This is a genomic window from Streptomyces doebereineriae (assembly GCF_031845645.1).
Lineage (GTDB): Bacteria > Actinomycetota > Actinomycetes > Streptomycetales > Streptomycetaceae > Streptomyces > Streptomyces canus.
In genome coordinates this window covers 67,254-82,577 of record NZ_JAVREZ010000002.1, presented here as the reverse complement: position 1 = coordinate 82,577, position 15,324 = coordinate 67,254, and the positions used below count along the sequence as shown (strand labels likewise).

Genomic DNA, 15,324 nt, shown 5'->3' with positions numbered 1-15,324 from the left:
GTGCGCCAGTCGATCCACCCCGCCTACGGCCCCGTCGTCTTCCGTGACCGGGCCGCGAACTACGCCTTCCTGACCCGCTCGACGATGACGAGCGAGAAGACGGTCGAGTGGGAGGACGGCAACACCTACCCGGTCGTCGACGTCGAGATCTCGAACGTCAGCCACCCCTTCTACACCGGCACGGCCCGCGTTCTGGACACCGCCGGCCGCGTGGAGCGCTTCGAGCGCCGGTACGGAAAGAAGGGCTGATGCTCTCCGTCGTGATCGTCGGCGGGCTGCACGCCGACGCCCGCAAGGCGGCCGTCGGGCAGCTGCTCGCCGACGTGCCGGGCAGTGTCGCCCTCCACCACGACCTGGCAACGGCCGCGGCCGGCACCGTCGTACGGACGATCCGCGACACCACCGGCATCCTGTCCGCCGGCGAGACACCCCTGGTCAACGACTGTGCGTGCTGTGCGCTCCGGGAGGACCTGGTCCCGGAGCTGCGCCGCCTGGACGCGGCCGGGACGCTCCGCCTCGCGGTCGTCGAGCTGTGGGACTCCGTCGAGCCCAAGGCGATGGCCGAGGTGGTCGCGGCCGGCGGTCTCACGGTCACCGGCGTGATCACCGCGGTCGACCCGGCACTCGTCCTGCCCTGCCTCGGCAACGGCGACGACCTCGCCGAGCGCGGCCTCGCCGCCGCGGCCACCGACCAGCGCACGGTCGCCGACACCTTCGCCCGCCAGCTGGAGTACGCACCCGTCCTCGCCGTCCTCGACTCCCCGGAGGCCGACGAGGAGGACCGCGAGCTGCTCGCCCAGCTCCATCCGACGGCCCGCCAGGTGCCGATCGGGAGCGGCTCCCAGACGGACCCGGCGGGCACCCGGTATCCCGTACGGCACTCCGCGCACTCTCCGCTGGTCCGGGCGGCCCTCGCCGGATTCGACGTGGAGTCCGCCGCGGCGGCCCAGCACCCCGCCTGCGCCCTGCTGCCCGCCGAGGCCGACGCGCACGGTGTGTCCACGCTCGTCTGGCACCGCCGTCGGCCCTTCCACCCGGAGCGGCTGTACGAGGCCCTGGAGGACATCACCTGCGCGGCGGCCCGCAGCCGGGGCCGGTTCTGGCTCGCCGACAAGCCGGACGTGCTGCTGCACTGGGACGCGGCCGGCGGTGCCCTGTGCGTGGAGAGCGCCGGTCCGTGGCTGGCCTCGCTCCCGGACGCCGCGTGGGACATGGTCCCGCCGGTGCGCCGGGCGGCCGCCGCGATGGACTGGCACCCCGAGCACGGCGACTGCTGCCAGCACCTCGTCTTCACCTCGCCCGGTCTCGACCGCGACGGCCTCGAAAGGCTCCTGGAGTCCTGCCTGCTGACCGACGCCGAGTACTCCGCGGGGCGCGACGCCTGGAAACGACTCCCGCCCGCCTTCGACACCCTCCTGGAGGTCTGATGCCTCGCAAGCCCGAGCGCAAGCCCGTCAAGAACAGGCCCAACCCGCTGGACGCGGCCAAGGTCACCTACATCGACTACAAGGACACCGACCTGCTGCGGAAGTTCATCTCCGACCGGGGCAAGATCCGCAGCCGCCGTGTCACCCGAGTGTCGGCCCAGCAGCAGCGACTGCTCGCCCGTGCGATCAAGAACGCCCGTGAGATGGCACTGCTGCCCTACTCCAGCAGGTGAGGCCCTATAGGTAGGACTTTCCCTACGGTTGACTCGTAGGGAAAGTCCTACCTATTTTTTGGACGCCGGCTCCAGGTCGCCCCCGAGGGCGCGCAGACCTCACGCTCTCCGGTCCGGGCATGGGCGGCTTCGGCCCCGCTCGGCCCGGGGGATCATGTTGGTCACGACCGACGTTGACGCGGACCGCGTCTTCGCCGCCCTCGCGAGCGCCGTGCGCCGGGAGGTACTGAGGCTGCTGCGCGACGGGGGGCCGCAGCCCGTCCAGGCCCCGGCCGACCACTTCGACATGCGGCGGCCGAGCATCTGAGGGTGCTGCGCGAGGCCGGCCTCGTCTCCGAGCAGCGCTCCGGCCGGCAGCGCATCTACCGACTGGAGGCGGCCCCGCTCGCCGAGGTGCAGGACTGGCTCCATCCGTACGTGAAGGACCTGGGCGCGCTGCTGGACCGTATGCCCGACGATGACGTGACATGAGCAACGCACCCGACGAGGACCTCACGGTCATCCGCGTCGACCAGTTCTTCCCTGCACCCGCCCGCCAAGGTCTGGCGCGCCCTCGCTGAGCCCGAACTGCTCGCGCAGTGGCAGATGCAGGGGGCGAAGGCCGCCGTCGACGTGGAGGTTCTCGCGTTCGAGCCGCAGCGGATGCTGAGCCTCCGGTGGACCGACGCCGATCCGGCCAACTCCGCGGACTGGACCGTCACATGGAAGGTGGAACAGGAAGGGCGTCGTACGCGTCTCTTTCTAGTGCACGAGGGTTTCGATCCCGACGATCCCGCTCAGCCGATGGCCCGGACGATCACGGACGGGGGCTGGCGGACGCATGTGATGCGAGCTCTGGGGCACACGATGGAACGTATCCAGTGCCCCACACGTCACATCTGTAACCACAGGAACACCCCTCGTGCACGTGCATCTGCTCATGCATCTGCACGTGAACAGAGCTATGATCCGGACCAGTTGACCGCTGAATCACTGGCCACAAGGCCACCGCACCACCGGGGAGCGACCTGTGGACCTCGACGTGTACAACGGCATGACGGCCACGGCTCTGCGCGGGGTGGCCTGGCAGAAGAGCCGGCACAGCAACTCGCAGGGTTCCTGCGTGGAGTTCGCGCGCCTGCCGGACGGGGGGGTTGCGGTTCGTAACTCCCGCTTCCCGGACGGCCCCGCGCTCGTCTACACGCGCGCGGAGATCGAGGCGATGCTCCTCGGTATCAAGGACGGCGAGTTCGATCACCTGATAGCGGGCTGAACCCCGGTCACCTGTGGGTGACCGGGGGTAACCGCTACAGCGCACCGTGTAACGCGCGTAGAACCGTGGCGTCGTAAAAGGCCGCGATGTATCACTCGGTGGAAGCCGCGGCCGGACCTGCGTGCGGCTGCAGCCGGAACAGTGCCCAGACCAGCTTGCCGCCCAGCGCCCCGGTCATCGGATGCCAGCCCCAGCTGTCGCTGAAGGAGTCGACGAGAAACAGCCCGCGCCCGGACTCCGCCGAGAAGTCGTCGGAATCACGCGCGACCGGACTGTCCTGGCTGGGGTCGCGCACCGCGCACACCAGCCGCTCGGTCCACCGCATCAAGTGCAGCCGCACAGGCGGCTTCTGCTCCCCGGCGTGCACGCCGGTCACCGGCACCGCGTGCCGCAGCGCGTTGGTGACCAGCTCGGAGACCACGAGACAGATGTCGTCGAAGTGGTCGCCCAGCTCCCACTGGTCGAGCGTTCTGCGGGTGAACCTCCGTGCGTCGCCCACCGCTTCGTAGCGGGCGGGCAGCGAACAGGAGGCGGCGTCGGACACGGCCGCAGGATCCAGCGGCGGAAGGCCCTGCCGTAACGGCTCGAGCATGGTCGATCCATTCATCCCCATGCGAGGCACTCCCGGGAACTCGCGGTCGTTGCGATGCAGCGGTTGCGCGGGACCATGGTTTCGGATGAGCGATGCAGATGCAAGGTGCAGATGCACGTGCAGCTGACCGAATTGGACCCACCCGTACCGCTTCTTGGCCATTTTTTCCGCCATCTTCTCCACTACTTCTTTCCTCTTCCTCCCCTCTACGTCTCTCGGCCCTGTGCAGAATCTTTGGCTTCTTTCCATATCTGTAATCGGACGAGTACTGCTCGGAGTGTTTTAGTGGCAGACTTCGGCCCCTGAAGACGTTGGGGAGGCTGGCGAACGTGAGCGCGGGAGAGCCCGGATCGGTGGTGCGGCGGATGCTGCTCGGCTCGCAACTCAGGCGACTGCGGGAAGCGCGGGGCATCACGCGCGAGGCGGCGGGCTACTCGATCCGCGCGTCCGAGTCGAAGATCAGCCGGATGGAGTTGGGCCGGGTGAGCTTCAAGACACGTGACGTGGAGGACCTGCTGACGCTCTACGGCATCACGGACGAACAGGAGCGGAACTCCCTCCTTTCTCTCGCTCGCGAGGCCAACGTCGCGGGGTGGTGGCACAGTTACTCCGACGTCCTGCCGAGCTGGTTCCCCACCTATGTGGGCCTGGAGGGCGCCGCCTCCCTCATCCGCGCCTACGAAGTCCAGTTCATCCACGGCCTGTTGCAGACCGAGGCGTATGCACGTGCAGTGGTGCGGCGCGGTATGAAGGGCGCGAGCGAGGCGGACGTCGAGAAGCGCGTGGCGCTGCGCCTGGAGCGGCAGAAGTACCTGGCCGACGACGGCGGTCCCGAGTTCCATGTGGTGCTCGACGAGGCGTCCCTGCGCCGGCCCTACGGCGACCGCGAGGTGATGCGCGGACAGCTCCAGCACCTCATCGAGATCTCCGAACGCCCCAACATTCGGCTGCAGGTCATGCCGTTCGGCTTCGGCGGTCACTCCGGCGAGAGCGGCGCCTTCACGATCCTCAGCTTCACGGAGTCCGACCTGACGGACGTCGTCTATCTGGAGCAGCTCACCAGCGCGCTGTACCTGGACAAGCGCGAGGATGTCGCGCAGTACGAGAAGGCGCTGAAGGAACTCCAGCAGGACAGCCCGGGTCCGGACGAGAGCCGGGATCTGCTGCGCGGTCTCCTCCAACTGTCCTGAGTACGCGGGATCTCCGCCAACCCTCCTAGGGTTCTCCCCAGAAGATTGCTCAGCGTGCCCAACTGGCGTGCCGCGCAAGTACGATGACGTGTGATCAGACCGTGACGTTGATCGTGTGTCTGCTAGTGATTTGGGGATCACATGTCGTCGTACTTCACCGACCTGGCCCAGCAGTACATCGACGGTGAGTGGCGCCCGGGTACGGGTTCCTGGGACATCATCGACTTCAACCCGTACGACGACGAGAAGCTGGCGTCGATCACGATAGCCACGGTCGACGAGGTCGACGAGGCGTACCAGGCCGCCGCCCGCGCGCAGAAGAAGTGGGCCGAGACCAACCCCTACGCCCGCCGTGCCGTGTTCGAGAAGGCGCTCCGGCTGATCGAGGAGCGCGAGGGGGAGATCGCCGAGGCGATCATCGCGGAGCTCGGCGGCACCCGCCTGAAGGCCGGCTTCGAACTCCACCTCGCCAAGGAGTTCCTGCGCGAGGCGATCCACCTCTCGCTGCGCCCCGAGGGCAGGATCATCCCCTCGCCGGTGGACGGCAAGGAGAACCGCGTCTACCGCGTGCCGGTCGGCGTCGTGGGCGTGATCAGCCCCTTCAACTTCCCCTTCCTGCTGTCGATCAAGTCGGTCGCCCCCGCGCTCGCACTCGGCAACGCCGTCGTCCTCAAGCCGCACCAGAACACGCCGATCGTCGGCGGCTCCCTGGTCGCGAAGATCTTCGAGGACGCCGGGCTGCCCGCCGGTCTGCTCAACGTCGTCATCACCGACATCGCCGAGATCGGCGACGCCTTCCTCGAGCACCCGATCCCGAAGGTCATCTCCTTCACCGGCTCCGACAAGGTCGGCCGTCACGTGGCCACCGTCTGCGCCTCGCACTTCAAGCGCTCGGTCCTCGAACTGGGCGGCAACAGCGCCCTGGTGGTCCTTGACGACGCCGACCTCGACTACGCGGTCGACGCCGCGGTCTTCAGCCGCTACGTCCACCAGGGCCAGGTCTGCATGGCCGCCAACCGCGTCCTCGTGGACCGGTCGGTCGCCGAGGAGTTCACCGAGAAGTTCGTCGCCAAGGTGCGGACACTGAAGACCGGCGACCCGCGCGACCCCGAGACGGTCATCGGTCCGGTCATCAACTCCTCGCAGGCGGACGCCATTTCGGGTGCCGTCGAGCAGGCGCTCGCCGACGGCGCGACGGCCCTGGTGCACGGCACCAGGACGGACAACCTGGTCGAGCCCTCCGTCCTGACGGACCTGCCCGCCAACTCGCCGCTCCTCAAGCAGGAGCTCTTCGGCCCGGTCGCCCTCCTCGTCACCTTCGACGGCGAGGAGGAGGCCGTCCGTCTGGTCAACGACACTCCGTACGGCCTCAGCGGCGCCGTCCACACCGCGAACATCGAGCGCGGTGTCGGCTTCGCCAAGCAGATCGACACCGGCATGTTCCACGTGAACGACGGCACCGTCCACGACGAGCCGATCGTCCCCTTCGGAGGCGAGAAGCACTCCGGCATCGGCCGCCTGAACGGCGACACCATGCTGGACTCCTTCACCACCACCAAGTGGATCTCGGTCCAGCACGGCCGCAGCGGCTTCCCGTTCTGATTCCTCACGTACGACCGCTGCCGCGCGGGCCCTTGAGGACCGGAACTGTCCGCAAGGGTCCGTAGCTTCGTGGGTGTCGGGGGGAAGGCCCCTCGAGCCCGACGAAAGGCGGCGGTCATGGTCACTCACGTTCCCGCGGAGGAGTACGGCGACGAGCGCGGAGCGCTTCTGTCCTTCCTGGAGGAGCAGCGCGGCGGGATCCGGCGGGCCGTGTTGGGACTGACGCATGGGCAGGCGGTGAGCCGGCCGAGCGCGAGCGAGCTCTCCCTGGCCGGGCTGGTCAAGCATGTCGCCGAGACCGAGCAGGGCTGGATCGCCCGCGCCAAGGGCGAGGAGCCGGCCGTGCACCGGGAGCCGTCGAACTGGCACGAGTGTTTCGCCCTGGTCGACGACGAGACCGTCGAGTCGCAGCTGGCGTACTGGGAGAAGGTCGCCGCCGAGACGGAGGCGTTCGCCCGCTCGGTGCCGAGCCTCGACGACACCTTCCCGCTCCCGGACCAGCCCTGGTTCCCGCCGGAGGGCCGGGCCTCGGTGCGCTGGGTGCTCCTGCATCTGATCCGTGAGACGGCCCGCCATGCCGGGCACGCCGACATCATCCGCGAGTCCCTCGACGGCAAGACGGCGTTCGAGCTGGTTGCGCTCGCCGGAAAGTGACGTCCTAACCTGGACCGCATGTCAGCGATCCGTCTTCTCGTGCTCGGCGCGGTGCGTCAGCACGGGCGGGCCCACGGCTACCAGGTGCGCAACGACCTGGAGTACTGGGGCGCGCACGAGTGGTCCAACGCCAAGCCCGGCTCGATCTACCACGCCCTGAAGCAGATGGCGAAGCAAGGGCTGCTGATCGAGCACGAGACGGCGCCGTCCACCGCGGGCGGCCCGCCGCGCACGGAGTACGAGATCACCGAGGCCGGCACCGAGGAGTGCTTCAGGCTGGTGCGCGAGGCGCTGACCTCGTACGACCAGAAGATGGACGTCAAGTCGGCGGCGATCGGCTTCATCGTCGAACTGCCGCGCGCCGAGGCCGTGGCGCTGCTGAAGGAGCGCATCCGCGGGATCGAGGCGTGGCGCTCCTCCGTCACCGAGCACTACGTGCCCGAGGACGGCCCGGAACAGCTCGGCCACATCGGCGAGATCATGAACCTCTGGATCCACACGGCCGACGCCGAGGCCGAGTGGACCCAGGGGCTCATCGCCCGCATCGAGGGCGGGGCGTACACCTTCGCGGGAGAGGGAGAGCCGTTCGTCGGCGTCCTCGCCGAGGGCGAGGAGAACCCGTATGCGACGGGGGAGCGGCACCCCGGGGACGCTCGCTAATCAAGTTTGACGAATGCGCTCCACGGCATTACTTTGGGAGAGTAGTCAAGTTTGACTACATGTCGATCTTGGAGGGTGCCTCGATGACCGACGTGATCGTCGCGGAAGGCCTGCGGAAGCGGTACGGCGACAAGGCCGCCCTGGACGGGCTCGACCTGAGGGTCGCGGGCGGCAGCGTCCACGGCGTGCTCGGCCCCAATGGCGCGGGAAAGACCACCCTGGTCCGCGTCCTGTCCACCCTGTTGCGCCCGGACGAGGGCCGTGCCGAGGTGGCGGGCCACGACGTGGAGCGCCAGGCCTATGACGTACGGCTGCGTATCGGCCTGCTCGGCCAGCACGCGGCCCTCGACGAGGAGCTCGGCGGCCGCCAGAACCTGGAGATGTTCGGCCGCCTGTACCACCTGAGCGCCCGCCACGCGCGCGTGCGTGCCGACGAACTCCTGGAGCGCTTCGGCCTGGCGGACACCGGCCGCAAACCGGTCCGCGCCTACAGCGGCGGCATGCGGCGCCGCCTCGACCTGGCCGCTTCCCTCATCCGCGACCCGGAGGTGCTGTTCCTGGACGAACCCACGACCGGCCTCGACCCGCGCGGCCGCGCCGAGGTGTGGGCCGCGGTCCGCTCCCTGGTCGGCGGTGGTACGACGGTCCTGCTGACCACGCAGTACCTGGAGGAGGCCGACCAGCTCGCCGACCGCATCTCCCTCGTCGACCGGGGCCGGGTCGTCGCCGACGGCACGGCGGACGAGCTGAAGGCGCGAACCGGCGGAGACCGCATCGATGTGGTCCTGCGGGACGGGGGCCAACTGGGCGCGGCTGTCGCCCTGTTGCCTCTCGACGCGGCCGGGGTCTCGGTCGACCCCGACCGCCGGCTGCTCAGCGCTCCGGTCACCGACCGGATGGCGGCGCTCTCCGGTGTCGTACGGGCCCTGGAGGCGGCCGGAATCGAGGCGGAGGACGTGGTCCTGCGCCGGCCCACGCTGGACGAGGTGTTCCTGCACCTCACCGGCGACGACCACCGAGTGAAGGAGGCCGTGTGAGCACATACGCGCTGACCGATTCCTGGATCATGACCCGGCGCGAACTCGCCCACTGGGCACGGCAGCCGGTGCGGGTCCTCGTCGGGCTGGTCTTCCCCGTGATGCTGCTGCTGATGTTCGGCTATCTCGTCGGCGGCGGACGGGGCGTCGAGGGGGAGTACGTCGACTATCTGGTCCCGGGGATGCTCGCGCTGACCATGGCGTTCGGGCTGGAGGCGACCATGATCGCCGTCACCCAGGATCTCAACAAGGGCGTGATCGACCGCTTCCGGTCCATGCCGATGGCCAACGGGGCCGTCCTGGTGGGCCGTTCGGCTGCCGACATGCTCCAGTCCGTGCTGAGCCTGGCCGCGATGATCGGCGTCGGCCACGCGATCGGCTGGCGGGTCCACGGAGGTGTCGGCGGACTCCTGGCCGCAGTGGGCCTGTTGCTGCTCTTCCGGTTCGCGATGCTCTGGATCGGCATCCATCTGGCGATGGTCGCCGGGAAGCCGGAGATGGTGCAGGCCGTGCAGATCCTGGTCTGGCCGATCGGCTTCCTGTCGAACGCCTTCGCCACCCCGGACTCCATGCCCGGCCTGCTGGGCACGGTCGTCGACTGGAACCCGATGTCCCAGACGGCGACGGCCGTCCGGGACCAGCTGGGCGGCCCAGGTGGCGAACCAGGTCACGTATGGGCCGCGGTCCTGTGGCCGCTGGCCCTTCTGGCGGTGTTCTTCCCGCTGGCCCTACGGCGGTTCGCGCGCCTGAGCCGCTAGAGCCGTCGTCGTCGGTCAGCGGAACGGGGTGCCGTCCTCGTGCACCTGCATCTGCGGACGCCCGGTCACCAGCAGCCAGGCCGGCAGGGAGGCGATGCACAGCAGTGCGAGGATCGCGGACGAAGCCACCAGCAGGGCGGCGACGAACAGGCTCACCCAGGCCTGCCGGGTGACGGCGAGCAGCATGCCCAGCACCCCGGCCGCCACGCCGAGGGACGGGTGCACGGCGTCCACGAGTGCGTGGGCGCACAGCCCGAAGGCGACGCCGACGAACACGGCCGGGAAGATCCGCCCGCCCCGGAAGCCGCAGGAGGCCGCGACGAGCAGCGCGGCCAGCTTCACCACCGTCATGGTGGCGTACTCCCCGGCCGACCAGCCCGCCGGATCGGCCGCCAGCTCCCCGATCTCGTCGAGCCCCTTGAAGAGCGTCAGATGGCCCCCGACGGCCGCGAGCAGCCCCAGGACGAGTCCACCGACCGGAAGCGCCACCATCGGATGCCGCAGCCGCGCGAACGCGCCGTGGACGTACGGGAAGGACAGCACGGCCACCATGCCGAGCAGCGCGGCGGCCGACGCGACCACCAGCACCGCCAGCAGATCGCCCCAGTCGGGCTGCCCGAACGCGGGCAGCCCCAGGTCGAAGGTCGGATGGGCCACCAGGGTGGTCGTCAGCGCGGCGGCCGCGGCGGCCGCCAGCGGCCCGAAGACGTTGTCCCACAGCGCGCCCCTGAGCTGCCGCCCGGCCAGCGCCTCGGAGATCACCAGCGCCGCCGCCACCGGCGTTCCGAACAGCGCGCCGATCGTCGCCGCCTCCGCCAGCACCGGCCACAGTCCGCGCGGCAGTCGCGGGGCCAGCCGGCACCCCAGCCAGAAGGCGAGCCCCACGTTCACCGCGATGATCGGGTTCTCGGGGCCCAGGCTCGGCCCACCCGCGAGCATCAGCGCGGTCGCGAGCAGCAGCCCCGGCAGCACTGCGGGCGGCAGCACGGGAGCGTCCAGACCGGTGGTGGCCGGATCGGGACCGGCGTGCCCGGGCACCTTCCACACGACCAGGCCCACGGCCACCCCGGTCGCGGTGAGCACGACCAGCATCCACAGCACGGAGTACCGGCCCACCCCCAGCGCGTCCGGCAGGTTCCGCCACAGCACGTGCTGAAGCTCCTCGGCCGCCGCGCTCACCCCGAGGAGCAGCAGACTCGCGCCCACTCCGACGACGAAGGCAGGGAGGATCAGCGGCAGCAGCGCGCGGGCCGGGGTCGCCGGGGTGGTGGATGCCTGCTGCGCGGTGTCCTGGGCCACGGCCTCACGATAAGCGGACGAAACGGGCGGGACATCCGGAGATGTTCCTGCCGGGCTTGCACCTCACGCGGCGTGAGGAGCCACCGTGGAGCGCGTACCGAGAAGGGAGCGGACGAAGTGAGCTACTCCGTGGGACAGGTCGCGGGCTTCGCCGGCGTCACGGTGCGCACGCTGCACCACTACGACGACATCGGCCTGCTCGTGCCCAGCGAACGCAGCCACGCGGGCCACCGGCGCTACAGCGACGCCGACCTCGACCGGCTGCAGCAGATCCTGTTCTACCGCGAGCTCGGCTTCCCGCTCGACGAGGTCGCCGCCCTGCTCGACGACCCGGCCGCGGACCCGCGCGCGCATCTGCGCCGCCAGCACGAGCTGCTGACCGCCCGGATCGAGAAACTGCAGAAGATGGCGGCGGCCGTGGAGCACGCCATGGAGGCACGCACGATGGGGATCGATCTCACGCCGGAGGAGAGGTTCGAGGTGTTCGGGGACAAGGACCCGGAGCAGTACGCGCAGGAGGCGGAACAGCGGTGGGGCGGCACGGAGGCGTACGCCGAGTCGCAGCGCCGTGCGGCCCGCTACACCAAGGACGACTGGAAACGCATGCAGTCCGAGGTCGCCGACTGGGGCGAGCGCTACGACGCCCTGATGGCCGCCGGTGACGCACCGACCTCCCCGGCGGCCATGGACATGGCGGAGGAACACCGGCGGCACATCTGCGCCTGGTTCTACGACTGCCCGTACGAGATGCACCAGGGCCTGGCCGAGATGTACGTGTCGGACGAGCGCTTCAAGGCGTTCTACGACTCCATGCGCCCCGGTCTCGCCGAGCACCTGAGGGACGCGATCGGGGCGAACGCCGCCCGCCACACCACCTAGGCCACTCCTAGCCCCTGACCCGGGGTCTACTCCCGGGTCAGGACCACCGCCGTGCCGTAGGCGCACACCTCCGTGCCGACGTCCGCCGCCTCCGTCACGTCGAAGCGGAACATCAGCACGGCGTTCGCCCCGCGCGCGCGTGCCTGCGCGACGAGCCGCTCCATGGCCTGGTTGCGGGTCTGCACCAGCGTCTTCGTGAGCCCCTTGAGCTCACCGCCGACCATCGACTTCAGCCCGGCACCGATCTGGCTGCCGAGGTGCCGGGAGCGCACGGTCAACCCGAACACCTCGCCCAGCACCTCCTGGACCCGATGGCCGGGTACGTCGTTCGTCGTCACCACGAGCACGTCTGGCTGGGGCCCCTGGCCACCGCCGAATTCGTCAATACCCATGGCTCACAGCTTTGTCCCAGACCGAGCACAGTGCATCCTGGGGAGCCGCATGGAACCTGGGCCACCACGGCTGCGTTGATACTTTTGGGCAGCCAGTCCCAGCCCGTCCCCACACGCAGGAGCCACAATCCCGTGACCACGCTCGCGCTCGGCCCCGAGTGGCTCAGCCCCGACTATCTGATCGAGACCTTCAGCCTGCCAGGCATCCTGCTGATCGTCTTCGCCGAGTCGGGCCTCTTCGCGTTCCTGCCGGGCGACTCCCTGCTGTTCACGGCGGGTCTCTTCGTGGCCGAGGGGAACTTCATCAGCCAGCCCCTGTGGCTGGTCTGCACGCTCATCGTGCTGGCCGCCGTCCTCGGCGACCAGGTCGGCTACATGATCGGCAAGTTCTTCGGGCCGAGGCTCTTCAGCCGCCCCAACTCCAAGCTCTTCAAGCAGGAGAACCTGGAGAAGGCCCACGAGTTCATGGAGAAGTTCGGCCCCAAGGCCATCGTCCTGGCCCGCTTCGTCCCGATCGTGCGCACCTTCGCCCCCATCGTGGCCGGCGCCGGCCGGATGAAGTACCGCACCTTCCTGACGTACAACGTGATCGGCGGCGTGGCCTGGGGCACCGGCGTCACCCTCGCCGGCTACTGGCTCGGCCAGATCGACGCCATCAAGAAGAACGTCGAGGCGATCCTCGTCCTGATCGTCCTGGTCTCTGTGGTCCCGATCATCATCGAGTACCTCCGGGAGCGCGGAAGGAAGAAGCGGGCGGCGGCCCAGGCCCCGCCCCAGCAGCCGTACCAGCCCATGGACGACGCGACGACCCAGCTCCGCCGCATCCCGTCGGACGACCAGCAGCAGCCCCCTCAGCAGCAGAACGGCTACGACCAGTACTACGGCCAGCAGCAGCCGCAGCAACAGCAGCCGTACGCCCAGCAGTACCCGCAGAACTACGGCGACCAGCAGTACGGCCAGAACCAGCAGAACCAGCAGAACCCCTACAACAACCAGGGGTACTGAGAGCTGCCGGGGGCGCGGGTCAGAACCCCCGCGTCCTCTTGGCGGCCCGCCGCTTCCCCGCGGAACCGACCCTCAGGAACAACCGGGAGATCTCGGATCCCAGGTTGACCCCGATGGCGATGGCCATGGCGAGCGCCGCCGCCTTCGACAGGGACACCAGCCCTTCGTCCACCTCGTTCCCGGCGATCGACAACAACCCGAAGTACGTGGCGGAACCCGGCAGCAGGGGTCCGATCGCCGCTGTCGTGTACGGCAGCGCGGACGCGAACCGGTACCGGGACAGCAACTGCCCGAACAACCCGACGAGTCCGGCCGCGACGGCCGTAGAGGCGACCGGTGAGAACTCGCCGGTGTAGTGCATCGCGCCGTAGACACACCAGGCGACGCCGCCGTTCAACGTGACGGCCAGCACGGTGGATCGTTCCTGCTGCAGCAGTACGGCGAAGGTCAGCGACAGCAGCATCGACGCCGCGATCTGCCACAGCGGCCGCGGATCCGTCGACAGCGCCTCGTCGGGGTTGAGATGCGCGCCCAGCTGCACGCCGACGTAGAGCATCACCAGCACGCCGACCACGATGCCCACGAAGAAGTACATGACCTCGAGGAGCCGGGCCGACGCGGTGATGTAGAAGCCGGTCAGCCCGTCCTGGACGCCCGCCACCAGCGCCCGCCCGGGCAGCAGCGCGAACAGCCCACCGGTGATGACCGCGGACGCCTTCACGTCCACGTGGGCCAGCGTCAGCGCGATCCCGATCGCGGCGGGCGGCATCGCGGCGACCGTGAACTGGTAGAACTCCGGCAGCCCGCGCCCCGCGCACAGCCACGCCAGCCGGTCGCCGAGCATGGCGCCCAGCATGGCCGCGACGAACACGAGCAGGTCACCGCCGACCAGCACGGAGGCCGCCCCCGCGAGCAGCCCGCTCGCCGAGGTGAGCACCCAGGTCGGATAGGGGTGCCGGTTGCGGCGGATCTCCGCGAGCCGCCGGTAGGCGTCCTCCAGGGAGATGGCCGTCTCGGGGTCGCTGAGGTCGTCCACGAGCTGGAACACGGCCGCAAGGCGCGTGTAGTCGGTGCCGCGCCGCCGTACGGTCCTGGAGGCCGTCACGGGATCGTCCACGAGCGACGGCTGGTACGTGATCGACAGCAGGGTGAAGGTGACGTTCGGCTCGCAGCGGTCCAGGCCGTAGGACCGGCAGACGGCGAACATCGCCGCCTCCACGTCCTCCGCGCCCTCACCGCCCGCGAGCAGCAGCTCGCCGATACGCAGCGTCAGGTCGAGCACGCGCGGGACGGCCGGACCGGCGTCGTCCTCGGACTTGTGCACCAGCTCCGGCGCGGGCCGCTCGGCCACCGGCATCCGTAGCATCGTGCGCATCCGGTCCTGCCAGGGCACGTCCTTGGTGAGGCTGACCACCGGTATGCCGGTCGGCGGGGTGAACGCGGGCGGCGCGTCCTTCGCGCTGTACGTGCGGGGCGCAGTGAACGCCGACCCCTCGGGCTCCGCGGCCGTCGGCTGCGGGACGTCCAGCCCCTTCGGCAGCGCGAACTCGGACGTGGTCTCCGGCTCGCCGCCGACGGTTCTGGACATGGCGAGCCCGTCGGGAACGGCGAACTCGGACGTGATCTCGGAGTCGTAGAAACTCCTCGCCTCGTCAGACTGCGGCTTGCGGTGCTCCGCCTCCGTCACTCCGTAACGCTCCCTGAACGACACATTCCGTAGGCCTCAGTATGCGCGGGCATGCTGACGGGCCGCACGCGTGCGCGTGCGGCCCGTCAGAAGCACAGGGCTCAGTGGCCGCCCGAGTCCTTGAAGCGCTTGTAGGACCGCTCGATCTCGGCCTCGGCGTCGACGCGGCCGACCCAGTCGGCGCCCTCGACGGACTTGCCGGGCTCCAGGTCCTTGTAGACCTCGAAGAAGTGCTGGATCTCCAGGCGGTCGAACTCGGAGACGTGGTGGATGTCGCGCAGGTGCTCCACCCGCGGGTCCGTCGCCGGGACGCACAGCAGCTTGTCGTCACCGCCGGCCTCGTCCGTCATGCGGAACATGCCGATCGCACGGCACTTGATGAGGCAGCCCGGGAACGTCGGCTCGTCAAGAATGACCAGCGCGTCCAGCGGGTCGCCGTCCTCGCCGAGAGTGTTCTCGACGAAGCCGTAGTCGGTCGGGTAGGCGGTCGAGGTGAAGAGTCGACGGTCCAGGCGGATCCGACCGGTCTCGTGGTCCACCTCGTACTTGTTCCGCGAACCCTTCGGGATCTCGATCGTGACGTCGAACTCCACCGGTGGCTCCTCCATGATCAACACATAGTTCTGGTGGTTAAGTGTCCCTCACGCTGGTGTGTGA

19 protein-coding genes and 1 pseudogene are annotated in these 15,324 nt (G+C 69.4%); 15 read left to right on the top strand and 5 right to left on the bottom strand.

Annotated features, from left to right (window positions below; translation table 11 throughout):
• From RNB18_RS05935 to RNB18_RS05905, 7 genes and pseudogenes are all read left to right on the top strand, one after another.
• Positions 1-249: a type B 50S ribosomal protein L31 gene (locus tag RNB18_RS05935; RefSeq protein ID WP_311713099.1), complete on the top strand. Its 249-nt coding sequence runs from the start codon at positions 1-3 to the stop codon at positions 247-249.
• Positions 249-1,427, top strand: coding sequence for a CobW family GTP-binding protein (locus RNB18_RS05930; protein WP_311713098.1), 1,179 nt, complete (start codon positions 249-251; stop codon positions 1,425-1,427). Before RNB18_RS05935 ends, RNB18_RS05930 begins: the two co-directional genes overlap by 1 nt.
• On the top strand, positions 1,427-1,660 hold the full coding sequence (gene rpsR / locus RNB18_RS05925; protein WP_266515642.1) for a 30S ribosomal protein S18: 234 nt from the start codon (positions 1,427-1,429) through the stop codon (positions 1,658-1,660). The genes RNB18_RS05930 and rpsR overlap by 1 nt, the downstream gene beginning before the upstream one ends.
• 154 nt (positions 1,661-1,814) lie before the next feature.
• Complete coding sequence (locus RNB18_RS05920; RefSeq protein ID WP_311713097.1) at positions 1,815-1,967, top strand: hypothetical protein; 153 nt, start codon at positions 1,815-1,817, stop codon at positions 1,965-1,967.
• 2 nt (positions 1,968-1,969) lie between these two features.
• A complete protein-coding gene (locus tag RNB18_RS05915; protein ID WP_311713096.1) occupies positions 1,970-2,131 on the top strand; it encodes an ArsR/SmtB family transcription factor in 162 nt (53 codons plus the stop codon).
• Positions 2,128-2,518 (top strand): annotated as a pseudogene (locus tag RNB18_RS05910) (SRPBCC family protein); the annotation flags it as partial. The gene RNB18_RS05915 and the pseudogene RNB18_RS05910, both read left to right, overlap by 4 nt.
• Before the next feature lie 151 nt (positions 2,519-2,669).
• Positions 2,670-2,912: a DUF397 domain-containing protein gene (locus tag RNB18_RS05905; protein ID WP_176742548.1), complete on the top strand. Its 243-nt coding sequence runs from the start codon at positions 2,670-2,672 to the stop codon at positions 2,910-2,912.
• A 91-nt stretch (positions 2,913-3,003) separates the two neighbouring features.
• Here the strand turns inward: RNB18_RS05905 and RNB18_RS05900 are convergent, their stop codons facing one another.
• Positions 3,004-3,504 carry an ATP-binding protein gene (locus RNB18_RS05900; protein ID WP_311713095.1) on the bottom strand — a complete coding sequence of 167 codons (501 nt, stop codon included), beginning with the start codon at positions 3,502-3,504 and terminating at the stop codon, positions 3,004-3,006.
• Positions 3,505-3,869: 365 nt separating this feature from the next.
• On the opposite strand from RNB18_RS05900, the gene RNB18_RS05895 reads away from it, so the two are divergent.
• From RNB18_RS05895 to RNB18_RS05870, 6 genes are all read left to right on the top strand, one after another.
• Positions 3,870-4,694 (top strand): helix-turn-helix domain-containing protein, encoded by an 825-nt coding sequence (locus RNB18_RS05895; protein ID WP_311713667.1) that lies wholly within the window; start codon positions 3,870-3,872, stop codon positions 4,692-4,694.
• 141 nt (positions 4,695-4,835) lie between these two features.
• Positions 4,836-6,296 (top strand): aldehyde dehydrogenase family protein, encoded by a 1,461-nt coding sequence (locus RNB18_RS05890; RefSeq protein WP_311713093.1) that lies wholly within the window; start codon positions 4,836-4,838, stop codon positions 6,294-6,296.
• Between the two features lie 117 nt (positions 6,297-6,413).
• Positions 6,414-6,950, top strand: coding sequence for a DinB family protein (locus RNB18_RS05885; RefSeq protein ID WP_311713092.1), 537 nt, complete (start codon positions 6,414-6,416; stop codon positions 6,948-6,950).
• Between the two features lie 18 nt (positions 6,951-6,968).
• On the top strand, positions 6,969-7,610 hold the full coding sequence (locus RNB18_RS05880; protein ID WP_311713091.1) for a PadR family transcriptional regulator: 642 nt from the start codon (positions 6,969-6,971) through the stop codon (positions 7,608-7,610).
• An 83-nt stretch (positions 7,611-7,693) separates the two neighbouring features.
• Entirely contained in the window at positions 7,694-8,647 is a 954-nt protein-coding gene (locus RNB18_RS05875; protein WP_394817601.1) for an ATP-binding cassette domain-containing protein, read from the top strand.
• Positions 8,644-9,405, top strand: a complete 762-nt coding sequence (locus RNB18_RS05870) for an ABC transporter permease (protein WP_311713089.1) — start codon at positions 8,644-8,646, stop codon at positions 9,403-9,405. The genes RNB18_RS05875 and RNB18_RS05870 overlap by 4 nt, the downstream gene beginning before the upstream one ends.
• A gap of 15 nt (positions 9,406-9,420) precedes the next feature.
• Here the strand turns inward: RNB18_RS05870 and RNB18_RS05865 are convergent, their stop codons facing one another.
• Positions 9,421-10,704 (bottom strand): ion channel protein, encoded by a 1,284-nt coding sequence (locus tag RNB18_RS05865; protein WP_311713088.1) that lies wholly within the window; start codon positions 10,702-10,704, stop codon positions 9,421-9,423.
• Between the two features lie 117 nt (positions 10,705-10,821).
• On the opposite strand from RNB18_RS05865, the gene RNB18_RS05860 reads away from it, so the two are divergent.
• Positions 10,822-11,583 carry a MerR family transcriptional regulator gene (locus RNB18_RS05860; protein WP_311713087.1) on the top strand — a complete coding sequence of 254 codons (762 nt, stop codon included), beginning with the start codon at positions 10,822-10,824 and terminating at the stop codon, positions 11,581-11,583.
• Between the two features lie 26 nt (positions 11,584-11,609).
• On the opposite strand, the gene RNB18_RS05855 is transcribed toward RNB18_RS05860, so the two are convergent.
• Complete coding sequence (locus tag RNB18_RS05855; protein ID WP_057612411.1) at positions 11,610-11,975, bottom strand: YbjQ family protein; 366 nt, start codon at positions 11,973-11,975, stop codon at positions 11,610-11,612.
• 132 nt (positions 11,976-12,107) lie between these two features.
• Between RNB18_RS05855 and RNB18_RS05850 the strand changes: the two genes are divergently transcribed.
• A complete protein-coding gene (locus RNB18_RS05850) occupies positions 12,108-12,980 on the top strand; it encodes a DedA family protein (protein ID WP_311713086.1) in 873 nt (290 codons plus the stop codon).
• Between the two features lie 19 nt (positions 12,981-12,999).
• Here RNB18_RS05850 and RNB18_RS05845 read toward each other — a convergent pair whose 3' ends face one another.
• Positions 13,000-14,667: a threonine/serine exporter family protein gene (locus RNB18_RS05845; RefSeq protein ID WP_311713085.1), complete on the bottom strand. Its 1,668-nt coding sequence runs from the start codon at positions 14,665-14,667 to the stop codon at positions 13,000-13,002.
• 101 nt (positions 14,668-14,768) lie between these two features.
• Positions 14,769-15,260, bottom strand: a complete 492-nt coding sequence (locus RNB18_RS05840; protein WP_059209164.1) for an inorganic diphosphatase — start codon at positions 15,258-15,260, stop codon at positions 14,769-14,771.
• Positions 15,261-15,324 lie beyond the last annotated feature (64 nt).